General features: G+C 31.2%; 15 protein-coding genes. 10 read left to right on the top strand and 5 right to left on the bottom strand.

What is annotated here, in order from left to right; translation table 11 throughout:
• Positions 1-353: 353 nt before the first annotated feature.
• Complete coding sequence (locus EHQ47_RS18480) at positions 354-2495, bottom strand: VapE domain-containing protein (RefSeq protein ID WP_135777795.1); 2142 nt, start codon at positions 2493-2495, stop codon at positions 354-356.
• 693 nt (positions 2496-3188) lie between these two features.
• Positions 3189-3875, bottom strand: a complete 687-nt coding sequence (locus tag EHQ47_RS18475) for a hypothetical protein (protein ID WP_135777794.1) — start codon at positions 3873-3875, stop codon at positions 3189-3191.
• 549 nt (positions 3876-4424) lie between these two features.
• Between EHQ47_RS18475 and EHQ47_RS18465 the strand changes: the two genes are divergently transcribed.
• Entirely contained in the window at positions 4425-4829 is a 405-nt protein-coding gene (locus EHQ47_RS18465) for a hypothetical protein (RefSeq protein WP_135777792.1), read from the top strand.
• Positions 4830-4989: 160 nt separating this feature from the next.
• On the opposite strand, the gene EHQ47_RS18460 is transcribed toward EHQ47_RS18465, so the two are convergent.
• Genes EHQ47_RS18460 through EHQ47_RS18450 form a run of 3 tightly spaced genes read right to left on the bottom strand, consistent with a single transcriptional unit; the run spans position 4990 to position 7859 of the window.
• Complete coding sequence (locus tag EHQ47_RS18460) at positions 4990-6438, bottom strand: hypothetical protein (protein WP_135777791.1); 1449 nt, start codon at positions 6436-6438, stop codon at positions 4990-4992.
• 31 nt (positions 6439-6469) lie between these two features.
• Complete coding sequence (locus EHQ47_RS18455) at positions 6470-7297, bottom strand: hypothetical protein (RefSeq protein WP_135777790.1); 828 nt, start codon at positions 7295-7297, stop codon at positions 6470-6472.
• A 16-nt stretch (positions 7298-7313) separates the two neighbouring features.
• Positions 7314-7859: a hypothetical protein gene (locus EHQ47_RS18450; RefSeq protein WP_135777789.1), complete on the bottom strand. Its 546-nt coding sequence runs from the start codon at positions 7857-7859 to the stop codon at positions 7314-7316.
• A 76-nt stretch (positions 7860-7935) separates the two neighbouring features.
• Here EHQ47_RS18450 and EHQ47_RS18445 point away from each other — a divergent pair, with 76 nt between their 5' ends.
• From EHQ47_RS18445 to EHQ47_RS18405, 9 genes are all read left to right on the top strand, one after another.
• The gene (locus EHQ47_RS18445; protein WP_135777788.1) at positions 7936-8154 is read left to right on the top strand and encodes a helix-turn-helix domain-containing protein; all 219 of its coding nucleotides are present in this window, start codon (positions 7936-7938) and stop codon (positions 8152-8154) included.
• Positions 8155-8962: 808 nt separating this feature from the next.
• A complete protein-coding gene (locus EHQ47_RS18440; protein WP_135777787.1) occupies positions 8963-9529 on the top strand; it encodes a hypothetical protein in 567 nt (188 codons plus the stop codon).
• On the top strand, positions 9501-9776 hold the full coding sequence (locus EHQ47_RS18435; protein ID WP_135777786.1) for a DUF8156 family protein: 276 nt from the start codon (positions 9501-9503) through the stop codon (positions 9774-9776). The genes EHQ47_RS18440 and EHQ47_RS18435 overlap by 29 nt, the downstream gene beginning before the upstream one ends.
• A complete protein-coding gene (locus EHQ47_RS18430; protein WP_135777785.1) occupies positions 9760-12030 on the top strand; it encodes a DNA polymerase domain-containing protein in 2271 nt (756 codons plus the stop codon). Before EHQ47_RS18435 ends, EHQ47_RS18430 begins: the two co-directional genes overlap by 17 nt.
• 7 nt (positions 12031-12037) lie before the next feature.
• Positions 12038-12700: an SOS response-associated peptidase family protein gene (locus EHQ47_RS18425; RefSeq protein WP_135777784.1), complete on the top strand. Its 663-nt coding sequence runs from the start codon at positions 12038-12040 to the stop codon at positions 12698-12700.
• A 487-nt stretch (positions 12701-13187) separates the two neighbouring features.
• On the top strand, positions 13188-14483 hold the full coding sequence (locus EHQ47_RS18420) for an SIR2 family protein (RefSeq protein ID WP_135777783.1): 1296 nt from the start codon (positions 13188-13190) through the stop codon (positions 14481-14483).
• Positions 14446-16251 (top strand): ATP-binding protein, encoded by a 1806-nt coding sequence (locus EHQ47_RS18415; protein WP_208727466.1) that lies wholly within the window; start codon positions 14446-14448, stop codon positions 16249-16251. The genes EHQ47_RS18420 and EHQ47_RS18415 overlap by 38 nt, the downstream gene beginning before the upstream one ends.
• Positions 16248-16469, top strand: coding sequence for a KTSC domain-containing protein (locus EHQ47_RS18410; protein WP_135777782.1), 222 nt, complete (start codon positions 16248-16250; stop codon positions 16467-16469). Before EHQ47_RS18415 ends, EHQ47_RS18410 begins: the two co-directional genes overlap by 4 nt.
• Positions 16453-17499, top strand: coding sequence for a hypothetical protein (locus tag EHQ47_RS18405; RefSeq protein WP_135777781.1), 1047 nt, complete (start codon positions 16453-16455; stop codon positions 17497-17499). The genes EHQ47_RS18410 and EHQ47_RS18405 overlap by 17 nt, the downstream gene beginning before the upstream one ends.
• Positions 17500-17998: the final 499 nt, after the last annotated feature.

The following is a 17998-nucleotide window of genomic DNA, read 5'->3' as shown; positions in this document are numbered from 1 at the left end:
AAATTTGAATTAACAAACGATAGGTCTTATAAATTTCTACAATTTTAAATATTTTACAAAAGGATAATTTCCATCTTACCATCTAAAATTATAAAAAGCTGAACTACATAATTATTATTATTAAATCTTACTAACTAAATTTATATTTTGTTAAAATAGGGTGGGAGAGATGGTTATTCCTTTGTATTGACCTTAAATCCCCAAATAATCAGAGAATCTCACTCCACCTCTAGAAGGAAGTAGGTGGTTTCAAATACAAAAGATGGAAAAAACATTCTATCAGTGAGGTGATTGCCAAAAGAACTAGGAGGTTTTATATTCTCCTAGCCAAAATGGTTCTATTTAATTCTACATTAATCTGTTAAAATTAAATCATTTGAAACGAATATAGTTCCATTAACCAAATTCATGGGAGTTTCGATCTTTTCGAAAAGAATAAAATACCGACATCTCCGCTTAATTTGAGTAAAGCCTGCTTTTTTCAGTATTTTTCCCGCCTTATCAACTGTTAAATTTTTCTTAACTGCTTCACTAGTTACTTCGTCTATTACTTGGGCAGAAGTTAGTTCTCTCCGCTTCGAAAAATTATCAATCGGATTTGGAGAATATTTTTCTTTAATATAATCCTCAAAAGCTTCTTTCTTAACAAATTTTTCATTTCGCTTTTCCAAAGCTGAAAGTTCCGAATCAGTAAAAAAGGAATCTACTTTTTTCTTTTCAAAAAGGTATTTTATTTCTCCCCAAATTTTCAGAGTATCCAGTTCCAATACTTTGTCTAAATTTATTTCAGTTAGTCTAAAGGTCGGAAATCTTCTTGTACCAGTATCATCATTAAGAATTGACTCTTCTGCGTTTATTGACGCTATGAAGGAGGTACGTCTTTTTAGGAAAGTGTCGGTTCTTCCATACGGCAGCCTATCAATAAATTCAGTTGAAGTAATTAAACTTTTTAGTGCAGATATATCAGATTTTCTAGTTGTAGCATCAAATTCATCAAGATTTATTAATGCCATTGTTGCTATTCGCTTCCTAGAATCTTTATTATCTGCCTGAATTGAACCAGTAAAAATATACTTTCTATCTATCGATTCAAATAATTTATCTATTAACCTATTTTTTCCAATTCCTTGCCTTCCCGAAATTACTGGACATATTTCATTTTTTTCAACTTGGTTTAACATCAATCGATAAAATCCAATTAACCAACGAGTCATCGCTAGTTTAAAAAAGTCATCTTCCCTTTCACTTTCCGTTTTTAAATAAGAAAACAACTTAGCTAATTCGGAATCTCCTTCCTCCTCGAAGTTCCTTAACTGAATTCTTTCTGCCCATTCAATAAATGGATCATAGTCATCACCAGAAATTGAGTTCAAAGCTGCGTGTAAAAGTTCACTAGAAATCCTCTTACCTGATCCATCTAAACCTGTATTAATATCCTTCCATAATGTCTGAAATAGTCTATCGTCAACAGTTAACCATTCATTGCTTCCGATTAATCTAATATCAGCCTGGTAGGTTACTTTATTAAATCTCTTCTCATATCGATTTCTTAATACAATGTCAATAGCCGCAAATGTATCGCAATTCCTAACCAAATCTTTTATCGTCTTCCAATCTAAAGGAAGGTTATTTGAAGATGGTTTCGTATTGGATTTCCTAACTTGCTCACATAACTCCAATATTGTATTTATTTTATTGCCAGCATTTAACCAATCTGCAACATCCTGTTTTTCAAAAACCAAAGAATTATCTTTTTTTATTTGGATATCTTTTAATCCAGGCAAATCAAGTATATAAACTTCAATATTATTGCTTGAGAGGGAATCATAGACTTGCTGTGCGTATGCTCTCCCTTCGTCATCATTATCTGGCATGATATAGACAATTTTTCCTTGAAGTAGCGAAACACATTCAACTTTGATTTTAGGTGTCCAGCTACTGGCACTGCCAGTTGTTGTAGCCGAGTAGTCAGGATTTTCTAATACCTGTTGAATGCTTTCAACGCAACCTTCTCCTTCAACGAAAAAAACTATCTTTGCATTCCTAACATTAAGCAGATTATACAAAAGTGTTTTCTTATTCTTTTTGCCTCTTTTCCAGTCCACTCCATCTAAGGAGTTTTGCCAATAGAATATCCGATTGCCAAAATGATCATAACTTTTAACCAAACGCAAGTTAAGCAACTGATAATTCGTATCATACCATTTATCAAAAATTTTCGGATTTGATAATCTTTTATTTAAATAGTTTTCTCCGAACAATTTATGGTAGGCTTCTTTTTCTGAAATTTTTTCACTCTTAGACAAAAGTTCAATTATACCGCCACCTTCCTTTGTAGCATGATCAAACCATTTGCCATTTACATTTATATGAAATGAGCCGACGTTTCTATCTGCACGTAATGGATTTAATGTAAAATATTCATCTTCCCGCCAAAATGCTAGTGGGCTTCCGAAAAATTGTTCAATAGTTTCTTTGCTAATTTGATTAAACATAGAAAACCTCGCTATTTAAATAGTGAAGTCTTCTGACTGAAGATTTTGCTATGTCACAATTTATAATTCCGATGAAATATGTAAATAATATGATACTTACACTAATCAAAGATTCTCGACTAAAATTAAATGATTGATTGGTTACAATCCACTGTACTGGTCTCATGCGATTCTCCTAAAAATCGCACCTCTCTATTGAAGTAAGTATGCCTCTGGCGGAGTTGAAACTAATTTCCAATTTCCTGTGGTTCAACATTTGTCTATTTGCAGTGAAAATTCAGAATTAACGCTACAAGAAGGTAATCTCTTCTCCGTGAAGACCTTATCCTTCGTCGAACCAATCAAAGGCTGACTTAACTCTCCGTGAGTGCTCAGCAAGTAGATTTATGGCAAAAAAACTTTTTCTAGAAAAGTGATTTTATCCACAGATATTTTCTGAAATGTTCTTGTAAATAATTTTATTAAATTTTGAAATCACTCTATTTCAAGACTATGTCATAGTTTGGAAACATCAAATTCAGCTAATTCATTTTACTCTTAACATTTTATATCAGAATTCGTAAGATGAGCTTTTATGTTTTTCTAAAACTTAAAGAAAATAATCCCCTATGATTTTAAGTATCTATAATAGGTGATTTAGAGTCATATCTACGATAAAATTCAGAAAATAAATTCATTTTAAAATTTTGAATATCAATATTTGTTTTCAATTTCATCTAGATTGAAAAGCATATTCTTAATTATACCACGACATTTCCAGCGAAATGATTCTGATAAATTTGAACTTTGTTCCAATAAAATTTGTCTTCTAATAATCTCATCTTTGTAAATATTGGTTAGTTCAGTGCAACTTTCTAAATTATCAATTTCTTCTTTACTGAAACTAAATCGCTGACCATAATATTTCATTCTTTTATAATCAGATTTAAATTTGATTAAGTCAGGATTTCGCCTAATTTTAAAATATTCTTTGTATAAAAGACCTTCCTCCAAAACAAAACTCAAAAATATTTTTATAAAATTCCGAAACCCAGAACTTGTATTTATTTTATATCCTTCATATATTACTGATTCAATTTCAAATCTTTGACTACCTCTAATTAATTCTATAATTCGAAAACAATCTAGATTCAAAGATTTTGAATATTTCATCAGGAATGGTCGATCTATATTGAATATAATTAAAAAATTACTTTTTCTATTCTTGACTTTAGCTGGCTTTATTTCACCAGTTAGATAATTAGCATTATTAAAAAAACGAACTATCTCTTGGGCAGATAAAGATTTCGAAAACTTAATTACACATAGACTATTAATTTCTGGAATATAACTTTTAAGAATTTGTTTCCGAAATTTTGAAATCGCAATAAGACTATACATTTAATTTACTGAGCATTCTTTATAAATTGCTTAAATTCATCCCTATTTTTCTATATTTTTTAATTTATCAAATTGGTATGAAATAGATATTTCTAATTTAATATTTTCGAAATACTCATCGACCAACCAGAATCCATAGGATTTTCCATTGAACAACAGTAAACAAAGGAAACAGTTAGGATCATCACTTAAATATTTAATAAGAAACATTTTAACTTTACTATCGGAAAGCAAAGATAACTTATAATCCATAGTATCTCCGATTTGGAAAAGGTAGTATTCAATCAAAAAAATTCACTGAATTAATAATTAAGTCACTTACTTCCATTGTTGAAATCTTTTGACGACTATATCCATTGCTAAACACCTTTTTCATCTGTAAGAATATAAAAAATATTTATTAAATCAATTATATCAGAAATTTGGCAAAAATCAATCTTTAAAAATTCAGACTACAGTGTGAAAGCTATCACTTGTTAGAGATTATTTCTTTTTACTTGAAAATTCTAATTGATATGCATGCTTCTACTTGAGCAATTATTAATAAGAATGGAAACAACTAAAATTATTTCAAATTTGATGTCTAATGCACCAATTCTTTATGAAATTGAGACGACTTGCGGAAGAAAAAGTAACCGATTTCTTAAATTAATAATTGTTAGATTACCGTATTATTCACCAAAGGCACCCTCGAATGAAGTTATCGATATAAGCCAAAAAGGAAATTTACTAGGATTTACTAAAATGTTGGCAGTTGGTCTGGGAACTGGTCGATTGGCACTGCCAGCGAATTCAACCAAAAACAAGATAGTATCTCTAATTTTTGGAAGTGATTTTTTGAGAGAAATGACCAATAAGGATTTAATAACAATTCAAAGTAAAATTGCATCTACTCTTGATTTTTTGAATACGAAATTAGAAGCTAACCAAGGTTACCTTAATTCATTTCATTAAAAAACAACCATCTGCATCGCAATTAAAATAATTATTTCGTTGTCATCAAAGGATGAAAATAATTTATTTTTATAAATTATAGCCTAATCAGTGCAAAAAAAGAACTTTAAAAACAAAATCCAATAATATTTTTTTTTGCAACGAGTCTTTTGACCATATATTATTTTATTGGTGCGACTTGATTCAATTCTACTGTTCGAGTGAAAGATACTGCATTATTAGAAAGCTCTACTCTACCAGTGATTGATTTATTGGTAGTAGTATCAATAGCTGTCAAATAAGCGATATTTAATCCAGGAGAATATTCAATTTTAGAAATCTTTATACTATCACCATTGTAAGTAGCCAAAGTAGTTGAACTTCTAGTGATTACATCAAATAGAATCAAAGAAAGATTACTATCAGACTTTGTTTGAGTAATCATAGCTCCTTCAGTTCCATTTGTGGTTACTGTTGTGTACCCCCAAACTAATACCTTGTTTCCTCCTACAGCCTCTATCAATTCAATACTCTTAATAGTTTGATTATTACTATCTGCTCCAATTGGTATCCACTCTAAAGTTGTATCTCCTGTATATCTATATAGGTTTCCTAACTGTCTTCTTAAATGTCCTGTGTGACAAGCTTCATGATCAGAGAAAAAATAAGTTACCCCACCAATTTCCATAATCTTTCGGATGTCTTGCAGTCTACCTACAAAACCAGTTGTATTGTAAGTATCATAGTTAGCAATACCACTAGCTTGAATTTTATTCGTTACTGAATTATTAGATGGATTATATTCTTTAATCACATCGTTATTTGAATCATTAGGGATTCCAGGATTTACTAAATACTTTCCAAAAGTTCGTTGATATATCCATGTATTCGTTGATATATCAGACAAGTCTAATCTACCATTACTATTGTTAAACACAGATAAGTATCTTACACCATCAGACTTTTGAACATGAGAAACGATTCTTTCTTGACCCGAAGTAATATAGTAATATTGAAGATCAGTAGGAGGTAACTCAATCGTAGTTATAACGCCAGATGAAGTAGCATAATATAATAAAGGGCTACCAAATACTTTTTCACCATAATAATAAACGCCATCATTCGTATCTACTTGCACTGGATCATTATTTTTAGGATCAACTCTATTTAATGAACCAGGTAAAGGTAAGATTCTTTTTAAATCAGGGTCAACACAAGTCACACTACCATCAGAATCTGCTTTTGCCAATGGACAAAAAGCCTGACGACCGCCAGCAATATAAACACTGACTAATGATAAATAGATATTTTTTTTGCCTGGATAAACTTTTGATACTCTAAATGTTCCGCTTCCTTCAGCGAGACCAGAGATTATCACTCCACCAGGTTCAATACTATAAAGATTATTAGAAGAAGATAATGATCTAACAGAAGACGCCTTATTTAAACCAGTAGAAGAGTTACCCACACCCAATGCTTGAGCGTTTGCCAGGTTTAATCGAAATAAGCCTGAATTAGTTGCAGATGCTGTGAGTAAACCGAATATAAGCATCCCTGACTCATCTTTTTTTTCGGTATTACATGATATAAGCAATGTTAATGTTAGTAGAAATGTAATTAAATTTTGCATAACCTATCTTCCTATTATGATTTCTAGAAATTTAAAAAGATATCTGTTTCAAATCTGGAAATTCATTTTCAAATTCATCGATTACAACTTGGTTTTCTAGATTTTTTTTATCAGTATATATATAGAAATCTTTCAAGGACTTTATATTTTTTAAATCAGGATATTGACCAAGGTATGGATATTTGTCTAATGAGAAAAAGCTAATTGAGGATGAACCTTGACTTTGCTGCTGTTTCCAAATTAAATCGAACATTTTCGTCAGAGCCGCAATTCCTCTGAACTGACTATATATGGCATTTTCCTGTAGGTAAATTAAAGTCTTTCTAAAGAAGAAAAACGGAGGAATAAACGATAAAATCTTCATTAACTTTACTTTACCTTCATTTTCCTTATAATGATTTATAAAGTCTCTCTTCAAGTTTTCAATTTCTTCATTTTTAAAAATATGTTCGATATAATTTTCTACTATTCTTCTTAATTGTGGATTTGCCTTATTTGAATAAGTATTCAAAAATTTAATAGTTGAGTCGCAATACTCTTTATCAGTTATCTCTTCAAAAATAGAACTTTTCAGTCCGTATCGATCCATTATCATCATCCAAATTATGGATGCGGATTGTTTAATTTCTTCGTTTGAATTTCCTTGTAAAAAAACTTCGGATTTTGTTTTTATTTCATATACTATAGTTTTAATTTTTTTTTGAAAATCTTTGGAAGCCTTTTCTTGGTCAAGCTGTGCTTGAATTTGTTTAGTAATCTCTAACTGCTCACTTTGAATATTGAGAATATTTTCTTGGAGTAAAAGCTGGTTAGAAATCTTTTTGTCTATTTGCTTTAATATTTTTTTTTGAGAAACCATTTATTTTTCCTTTTCTTTACTTGCTTATAATCATTGGTTTGCACATAAAATTGGCAGTTGTCGCCGACATGAAATTAAAGCCAAACGCTGAACCTCCACCAAAATAATTAAGTACAATTACATTTTTTGGTTTATAGTGATATAGTAGGTAGCTTGGCTCGGTAGCCTCATTTTCATCTTTTATTCCGAGATAAACATCTTCAAATTGATTTGATGAAATTTGGTTTATCTTAAAACGCATCTGATCATTCTGATTAATTCTAATTTTCTTTTCTTCTTTATAAATTTCTAACAGTTTACCTTGCTTTTTATAATAGATTAAATTACCTTCTTTCTTTGATTTAGATTTACTATCCTCCCATTTCCCTGCTTCTATCTGAAAAAGATGCTCACTTAAACAAATTAAGTAAGGCGATTGCGAATCCGTCGAAGTAGAGCTGTCTATATATGGAACTCCATCAAGTAAGCCATCATTAGCCAAAATTTCTGACATTGAAATTACGATTAAAATTAAGCCGTATAATACGGGTTTACTCAAAGCTAAAGCTTGTTTTGTGGTCATTTGGAATCCTTCAAAAAGTTTAAGCACACGGTATACCGTGTTCCATTTTTGTCAAGAAAAGCACATTATACCGTGTGTGGAATTAGAAGAATTTTTAAATAAAATTGGTAAAAAAATCAAAAAATTGAGAAAAGAACAAGGATTAACGCAAGAAAACCTTGATGAAGGAGATAATGCGGTTCCAGTGCGGACGCTCCAGGACATCGAGGCTGGGAAAGCCAATGTCACGATAGAGTCCCTTTTAAAAATTTCTAAACACTTAAAAGTTAAACCTAAGGATTTGATCGATGTTTAAAATAAACGTATTTGGGGAATTCTGTAAATAATCGCTTGGCTTAATACTTTCAGTTTTCATGGAAATGAATATTAACAACTTCGAAAGGTTTTTATCGTAATTTATCGACTCCCTAGTAACATATAATTCAAAAGGTTTAGAATGGTTATCTAAAATATTTGGCAAAATTAATACCAAACAATTAAATTAGAAGGATTTAAATCAATAAATACAAATCAGCAATTAAATCCAGCGATATTAAACAATTCGGTTAATCCTTTAACATAATATCTAAGGTTTTTGGAATTTTCGATGAACCAAATTAAATTATTGTATCTGGTATTTGTTAGGATTTTTATATCTATGTCTACAAATATCACAAAATAATATAGTGCAGTCACCTATATAATAATCCAACTCCCAATTAGAATGGAAAATATTTTTTAGATTCTTGAACTCATAATTTGGCTTTGACTGGAGACCACAATAAGATTTGAGACGTCCCTCTTTTATCAGCGTGAAAAAATGACATTCATTTCCGATTTTAACTATATGTGTTTCTTTCAATGGCAGACCATACTATTTATAAATTTTGCTGTATATCGAACTTTCAAATAACTGTTTTCTACCAATCAGTTTAATCTTTGATTCAATCTTCTATGATTTCGGAAAGAGCCTACAGTAAACTTCCATTCTGTCAAATAAGAACAAAGGGTAAACCCTGGAACTTCCACCCTTTTTCCATTTTTTTATCGGGATTTCGCATAACTAGTCATTTGTTAAGCAAATAATTGTTTACATATTTTGACCCTTTGGCATATCCTAAGATATGCTTCCTGAAATAATTCCTAAGAATTTTATCAACAGTATTGCAGTAGGTCGGTCTGCAAATTCGGTAGCACATACTATTATTGAACGGCTATTGTGTAATCACCAGAAAGTACATATAATTGACTGTGCCATTCGTCTACGAGCAATGCAAATCGCCGAGGCAACTAAAGGTATGGATTTTTTTGCTCTACATAATATCACCCTGCAAAGGGCTTTTACTCCCTATCAGCTCCTTGACCTCTTTAATACAATTTCAACAAGTTATCAAAGAAACGAAACTGAAAGGGTTATTCAAATTTTTCTCGCACCCTCTAAGCAGTTTTTTGACGGAGATGTTAAAAAAGATGAACGTGTGCATTTGTTAAAAATATTAACTCAAAAACTAGAACGCTTTGTCCAATTGCAAATACCATTTATTTTTTCTGAGTCTACACCCAAGGATGATGTCATATATTATCAATATCTACATAACTTAGAGAAATGCGGAAAAATTATACAACTTCCAGAGAAATTACCAAACCAAAGAGGCAAAATATATGGGCAGAACCATTACTCCCTACTCTAGGCAAATTGCGTCGCTATATGAGGATAGATTTAAAGATTTCAGGCGTGGTTTAGCAAAAAAACATCAAAGTGCCTTTGATGAAATCATGAGGATCGGTAAACGGCAATTAGTGGCTGGCGTCATGGCTTCTAACCCATATTCTATTGAAACGGTTTTACTGTCTGCCTATGTAGAACTGAAAAGTGACTTGGAAGAAATGAAGTTACAAATCCAGAAGTTGAGTAAAACCGATGGTTCAGACTTTTGAAGGCTACCTATTTGATATATATAATGTTGAAGAACAGATCATTATTTGGGTAAAGAATGAAAATTCTATACAATGCTTTATCGATGAATACTATCCAACAATCTATATCAAAGGGAATGCTCCCTACGAGATTAAATTCATTGAAAGGTTACGGCAATTAAAAGCATTATATGAAGAGCCTGAAATCATAGAAAAGAAATCCTTCTACAAAGGCGAGTGGATGAAAGTAAAAAAAATCCGTTTAACAAAGCCGACTGTATTGAAAACCATTTATCAAAAGCTCTATGCCTTTTATGAAAAATTAGAAATATTTCATTCGGATATAGATATCACCACATCATATCTCACAGAAAAAAGTATATTTCCTTTTGGAATTGTAAGGATTACATACGAAAACAAAAAAATCATCTCTATCAAAAGTATATCTGACCTAAAAAGTTATAATTATGATTATCCGAAACTCACTTATTTAGAAATTTCTTATAAAGAGAATCATCGTCTAGCCTACTCGATACAAAACCCAATTGTAATGCGGGCTGGTGATTCATTCTATGAGGAATTATTCTTTCAGAATGCGACCGATTTACTAAAACGAATTAATGAAATTCTGGAATACCATGACCCAGACATAATATTAAGTTCTTTCGGTGATCAGGCTATTTTTCCTTTTTTATTTAACCTATCTCAAAGGTTGAAAATTCCTTTGCTTTTCGATAGGGATAAAAATAAGACAATAAGAAAAATTATCAACAAAGGAACGTCTTTCGAAACTTATGGTCAGGTGATTTTCCGAGCTTCAAGCTATCCATTATTTGGTAGAATTCATATCGATAGTAATAATTCATTCATATTCAAGGAATCTTTCTTATACGGAATAATTGAACTAGCAAGGTTAAGTCGGATACCTATTCAAAAAATGGCACGTTCAAGTACAGGGACTGCATTAACAAACATAGAAACAGCAATAGCACTAAAACATGACTATCTTGTTCCCTGGCAAAAGGCATCAATTGAAAACAAAAGAACCTTATATGATTTGATTAGAGTCGATAAAGGAGGTTTAGTTAGTATTCCAGATATGTCTTTAGGCGTGATTTTAGAAAATATTATACAGCTTGATTTCGCCCAAATGTATCCATCGATAATGTCCCACTATAATCTTAGCCCAGAAACAGTTAATTGCCTTTGTTGCGAAGATGAATCAGAGAAGTGGTTTATTCCTGGGACGGATTATTATATTTGTGGCAAACGTAGAGGTATAGTATCCGAAGCATTGGAAAACATTTTAGCTAGGAGAAAATATTATAAGCAGAGACTGGAGGAGGAAGAGTCGGAAATATATGAAGCTCGCCAAAATGCACTCAAATGGATGCTGGTTACCTCTTTCGGCTATTTAGGATATCGGAATGCAAAATTCGGTCGGTTAGAAAGTCATGAGTCAGTAACTGCTATCGGTAGAGAAGTTCTTCTAACTGCGAAAGAAATCATTGAAGACAATAGCAACTTGATTGTTTTACATGCAATGACTGATTCTCTCTTCGTCGCTACGGAAAACAGAACTGTAATAGCAAAAGAAGAAATTATTACCTTATGCAATACAATAAGCGAAAATACAAAAATAGAACTAAAGATCGAAGGAGAATATGCTTGGCTGGTATTCCCTTCTTCAAAGCAAGACCCAGAAATTGGTGTAGTAAATAGATACTTCGGTAAATTAAAATCAGGAAAATTAAAAGTAAGAGGTATATTTATAAGGCGAAAAGACACACCTGAATTTATAAAATCCTTCCAGAATGAATTACTAAAATTATTTCAGGATTGTGATACTATAATAGAATTAAAAAGTAAAAAAAACGAATATATTAAACTCTTTTACAAGTTTGAAAAAACACTCAACGACGAACAAGTTCACTGGAAATCGTTACTCTTAAAAAAAACCATCACAAAAGGTTTAGATGAATATAAAGTAAATAGCCAGTCCACCCAAAGTATAAAGCAGTTAAACGAATTGAAAATCGAAATCAATCCTGGTGAAAAAATCAAGTATTTAGTCGTGCGAAATAAATACGGTGCAAAAGAGTATGCCTCTGAAGAAGCAATATTGAAGTTAAAAATTAAACCCAATATTTTTGCACCATTCTATAAAGAGTATTTAATAAAGGCGTTTGAGGAAGTAGCTGAGCATCTGTTTGACGAACTTTTTTTCAAGAGTTTACGCCAAAACCAATTGATTTTCAAATTTGACAGGATATAGTCTAGATATGTGCGGTCGTTATGCATTAAATGCTTCTTCTTCTCAAGTTATAGAACAGTTCGAGTTAGCATATGAAGGTGGTCTTAGGAATTCAGAAGAAAGAATAGAAAAAGAAGTTTTCCCATCAAAGATTGAAGAAGTCATTTTTAGACCAACTACACAAAACGTTTTAGAAAGCAAACATTGGGGTGCTAAAAATCTTGTGATTAATGGTAAGCCATTGAAAGATCAAGTGAATGTAGCAACTATAGAGAAGCTAGAAACTTCCCCCCTCTGGTCGAAGGCTTTAAGGGGAAATCGTCTACTTATACCAGCGACATCATATTTTGAATGGAAGGAGGTAGATAAATTTACAACCGAAAAATATGAAATATATAATTCAACGAATCAAATATTTGCTTTCGCTGGACTTACAATAATCTATGTAGATGCTGAAGGAAAAAATCAAAACTGCTTTGTTATTATTACATCAGAAGCGAATGAGAAAATAAAAACGATTCATCATCGACAACCAGTCATTGTTCCAATCTCAAATTACACAAAATGGCTAAGTAACGAGACCGCAAATCCTACACATCTTCTTAAACAATTTGACAGAACAGAAATGGATTATAAATTAATTTCGACTAAGACAAAAAAGAAAATCGAAAACCAGCCTTCTTTATTTTAATTAAAAATAAATTCCCATGTTAATTCTAAATTCAGATAAGAGGTTATCTAACTTAAACACGCTTCGCTACCCATCAAAACACTCATGGATTTTCGAGGCAAATTTATCTTGAAAAATGGAATACACACAGAACTACTCCAATAAAAATATAGATAAGTGAGTTCAATGAAGACCAAAACAAAGCCACTTCACCAGGCACTGGTACATTCATTCGATGACAAAAAGGTGAAATGATCAGTAATGTATAATTTAAATTATTTATAATAAATCAACTCATTACATAGAATTTTCAAATTCAAAAAAAAGAAAAAACCATTTTTTTATTGCTTTTTATACATTTAGGCTAAATTTCTATAATTTAGTGTAACCTCTGCAAGTTGCGATTTTTGGAAAATAATAATTTATATAAATTCATTTGAGTTTTTATTTTCAACATAAAGAGGATATTATTTAAAAAATTAAAATACAGGAAATTAAAAATATTACTATGATAACCCATGATCCTTCGGAGTATATAAGAGGAATTAAACAAATACTAATCTCCGATAAAAAAAGAATTGGATTCTTATTTGGTGCAGGCAGTTCTCTTTCAAAAAAAAGTGAAAAAACATTAACAGTCCCAGCCATTGCTCAGATGACTATAGAAATTGTAAAAATTGCAAGTGAAGTAGATAAAAAATATGAACAAGCATTAGCTGAAATTAAAAATGAAATCGGAGAGTCATATTTTAATATTGAAAATATCCTTTCAAATCTTGAGCAAAAAGCCAGTTTTATAGGTGAGGGAACCTTAAACAACTTAAAAAAAGATGAATTTTTAAATCTTATAATTGAGATTAAAAAAAATGTAAGGAAGGCAGTAAGTGTACATAAAGTTGATGAGACAAAAATTGCTTCTAAAGAAATTGTTGCTGAATTGGTTCATACAGATTTTGCCAATTGGATAGGACAAGCAGAAAGAAAGTATCCTATTGAAATCTTTACTACAAACTACGATTTCCTATTTGAGCTCGGACTCGAACAAAAAGAAATTCCCTACTACGACGGTTTCTGTGGGAGTCTCAGACCTTTTTTTAATCCTGAAACTGTTGAAGACTTGGAATTTTTACCAAAGCAAACAAAATTATGGAAAATTCACGGTTCACTAGGATGGCACTTTGACAAAGAAACAGAGAAAATTTTAAGAATATCTCCAGATGACAATGACATTCTTATTTATCCTTCGTCGTTGAAGTATAAAGATTCTAAAAAACAACCTTACGAAAGTTTGTTAGATAGACTTACTAATTTTTTAAAAAAAGACGATTCTATTCTATTTACTTGCGGTTATTCATGGGGTGATGAACATATCAACGAAAGAATTGTTTCCGCTTTAAAAACGAACACAACTTCTCATGTTATTGGCTTTGTTTACGATAAAATCCAAGCTGAAAATGGAAAAAATCAATTTACCCTAACTAAAGAAAGTAAACTTTCTGAATTAGCACAAAGTAATTCGAAGCTTTCCATTTATGGTGGGCGACACGCAATTATAGGATGCAACTATGGGGAATGGTGTTTACGAATAGAACCTAGTAAAGAAGATTCTGTAAACGTAGATTTATACTTTGATGAAGATAGTCCAACTTATTCCGAAGAATTGAATAAAGAATTTCAGGGAGATGAAATATGGACAGGAAAAGGTGAGTTTAAATTACCTGATTTTCATAAACTGGTTACTTTTCTGAATGAAATGATTAGCGATAATGAAATCAAAAAAATTGGAACAAATGTCAAAAAGTAAAATTACAGAAATTGGTGAAATCGATAGTATAAGCGGAAATACTATTTCGGTCAAGCTATTTGATAACATTAAATCTAATATGCCTATTATTGATGGTGTGGTATATAGAGTTGGTCAGATTGGGTCATTCGTAAGGATTCCTTTAGGTTATGCAAATCTTTACGGATTAGTTACACAAATTGGTTCAAGTGCAATACCCGATAGCCTAAAAGAAAATTATTATAAAGATTACGATACATTTAAAAACACTATTTGGATAACCATTGTTTTAGCTGGCGAACAAGTTGGGAAAAGATTTGAAAGAGGTGTAACTCAATATCCTTCAACAGGTGATATTGTGCACTTAGTTACAATTAATGATTTAGAGATTATTTATGGTGGATATGAAGATTCTAATTCAATATCCGTTGGAAACATTAGTGTTTCTGAAAGTCTTGATGCCAAAATTGATTTGGATAAACTTATTTCAAGACATTGTGCGATAGTAGGCTCAACAGGAAGTGGGAAGTCAAATTCAGTTTCCGTATTATTGGAATCCATTGCCAAAAGAAATTTTCCAAGTGCAAGAATATTAGTTATTGACCCGCATGGTGAATACAATGATGCTCTTTTAAAATATTCCCGTGTTATTGAATCAAATCCCAAAGAAGCGAAAAATAAACTTTATATTCCTTATTGGGCTTTACCATTTAATGAATTAATAAAAATATTTTCAGGAAATTTAACGGACGCTAATCGAGAGTATATAAGAGAAAAAGTTGTTGAAGCAAAAATTGATAGTGCCAAAGAAAACAATATTGATGTAGCAAAAGAATCTATCACCGCAGATTCACCATTACCATTTAGTATTAAAAAACTTTGGTTTGAGTTAGATGATTTCGAAAGAAAAACGTTTCAAAGTGATAGGATAACAGTTTCGACAAGACTGAAAGATGGTGATATTGAATCACTAAAATCGAATGAGTATCCCTCCGCTGGCTTAGGTAGTAGCCCTCCTTTTTTAAACCAAAAAGCAAAGGGAATACTAGGGTTTCTTGATAGCATGAGAAACAAGTTGAATGATAGTAGTTACAGTTTTTTATTTACACCTGGTGAATTCACTCCTGATGCAAATGCAAAAATTTTAAAAGATATTGATAGTTTATTTTATGACTGGATAGGGAATTCAAAACCGATAACGATTTTAGATTTATCTGGTATTCCAAGTGAAATAATGGCATCAATTTCAGGAACACTTTTAAAGATTATTTATGATGGTCTATTTTGGGGCGTGAACACTAAAGTTGGTGGAAAAAACCAGCCACTGCTAATTGTCCTCGAAGAAGCTCATAGTTATTTGAAAGCAGGAGAACAATCTATATCTTCGAGAACTGTTCAAATGATTGCAAAAGAGGGAAGAAAATACGGTGTCGGATTATTGCTAGTTACCCAAAGACCTTCAGAATTGGATGAAACCGTTCTAAGTCAATGCGGGACTATGATAGCTTTAAGAATGAATAATTCAAAAGATAGAGGGCATATCAGGTCTGCTGTTCAAGACGAATTACAGAGTATGATTGATTTACTTCCAAGTTTAAGAACTGGAGAAGCATTAATTTCAGGTGAAGCAGTAAAGATTCCGTCCAGAGTAAAATTCTATAAAATTTCAAATGCTCCAAAAAGTTCTGACCCAAAAGCTTCGGAAAAATGGCTTCAATCTTTAAAAAATAGTGAAAATGAATATAAAAGTCTTTTAAAATCTTGGAGGAATAAAAATTTTAAATTATGAGTTTACCTGAAATGTTTCCAGTTAGTTCAAGCAATGTAGAAAGTATTGGTTATGTTGAGCAAAATGAACAAGTGTATGTAAGGTTTCTTGATGGAAGTCTTTATGTTTACAAAGGTGTTCCCTTACATGAATTTGAGAATTTACGAAATGCTTCTTCTGTAGGTTCATATCTTCATAGAAATTACAAAAATGTTTATCCTTATGAAAGAATCGGCTAAAAACTTAATAAAGATTAATCAACAACTCAAAAGAGTAGAGGTCAAAGATTTTGAAATTGAAAATCAGATAGTCTTCAATTATTTTGACAATCTTTCTGCCACGGAAAGGGATGAAAAACTTGTAAAAGCAATTTATATTGGTGTACTAGCATTGATGGAAGATAGGATTTCAACTTTTCTTTCCAAAACTTCTAACGAACTAGGAACTGAACTTGAAAGTTTGAAGTTAATTTTTGAAATGAAAAAGGAACTATTCTTCAAATCAACTATTAAAGGAACATTGGCAGAAGAAGAAATTGTTGATTTTTTAAACGAATACTTTTCAGACAGAAAAATGAAAGACCATGCCTATCTTACAGGAAATTCGGCTGGTGTTATTTCTAAAAACAAAACGGGTGATATAATTTGCGAAATAAACGGAACACCAGATTTAAAAATATCAATTGAATGTAAGTTTGATAAAAGCATCCGTTTAGGTGATATTGAAGGAAAAGATATTTTTATTCGGAAAACAGATTCAGCTTGGAGTCAATTAATTGAAGCACAAGCTAATAGGGAAAGCAAAGTTAGTTTAATAGTGTTTGATATTTCCTTAATAGAAAACTCAATTCTGAAAAAAACAGAAAATGTATGCTATATTCCAGGAGTCGGATTAATAGCAATTATCAATTCGCAAAAGGGTGATTATAACAATTTAGCAATAGCCTATATGTTAGCTCGTGATATAGCCTTAAATGCAAAAGAAATCGAAATAGACAAAGATATTTTATCAATCATAATAAACCGCATTATAAAAGACATAAATGATGTTTTGAATATAAAATTTCTAGTACAAAACAATATTGAGAATAACAAAAATATCCTAATGCAATTGGAGAAATCGACACTTTCAATGGAATTTAATCAAGAATATTTGAAGCGTTTTCTTAGGAAAGGAACACTAACCAAAAAGGATTTATTGGATTTTTATTCTGGTGAAAATGTAAAAGAAAAATATCTTCCAATCGATAAGGACATTCAAGCCTTATAAGCAATTTAATCTACTATATATTTTTAACTAAAATAGAAAATCGTTCCAATTTCACATTAAAATGAGAACAACGTTGTGACTTTTTAATTACAAGTTATCGAATCATCGGCTTTCACAAGATTCAATCCATTTCATTTATAGAATCAATATCGTTAAAACATACTGCAAGTTTAAGTCGATCTTACAAATAAAAATCAATACTTTAAATATCAAACCTTCTAATAATTACCTCAATGCCTAATTAGCGTAAAATCTTACGAACGCTACATGCAAAAAATATTAATCGGAAATTTCCTTGCTTTTTCAAGCTAAATATGTAGAATCAAACACAAATTAGCGGGTCCATTATTATGCCAAATTACTCAAAATCTAGCCTTTTTAGTCATACATACAGCCAACCCCTAAACTTACTCAAATATCACATATCTCTCCATACCAATCCGCACAAATCCCGTAATTCCCCCTCAGAACCTAACACCTGTGACCCAAAATTAAGCTC

It is taken from the genome of Leptospira bourretii (assembly GCF_004770145.1).
GTDB classification, from domain to species: domain Bacteria; phylum Spirochaetota; class Leptospiria; order Leptospirales; family Leptospiraceae; genus Leptospira_A; species Leptospira_A bourretii.
Note: the sequence above shows the minus strand (reverse complement) of the source record. Positions and strands in the feature narration are given on the sequence as shown.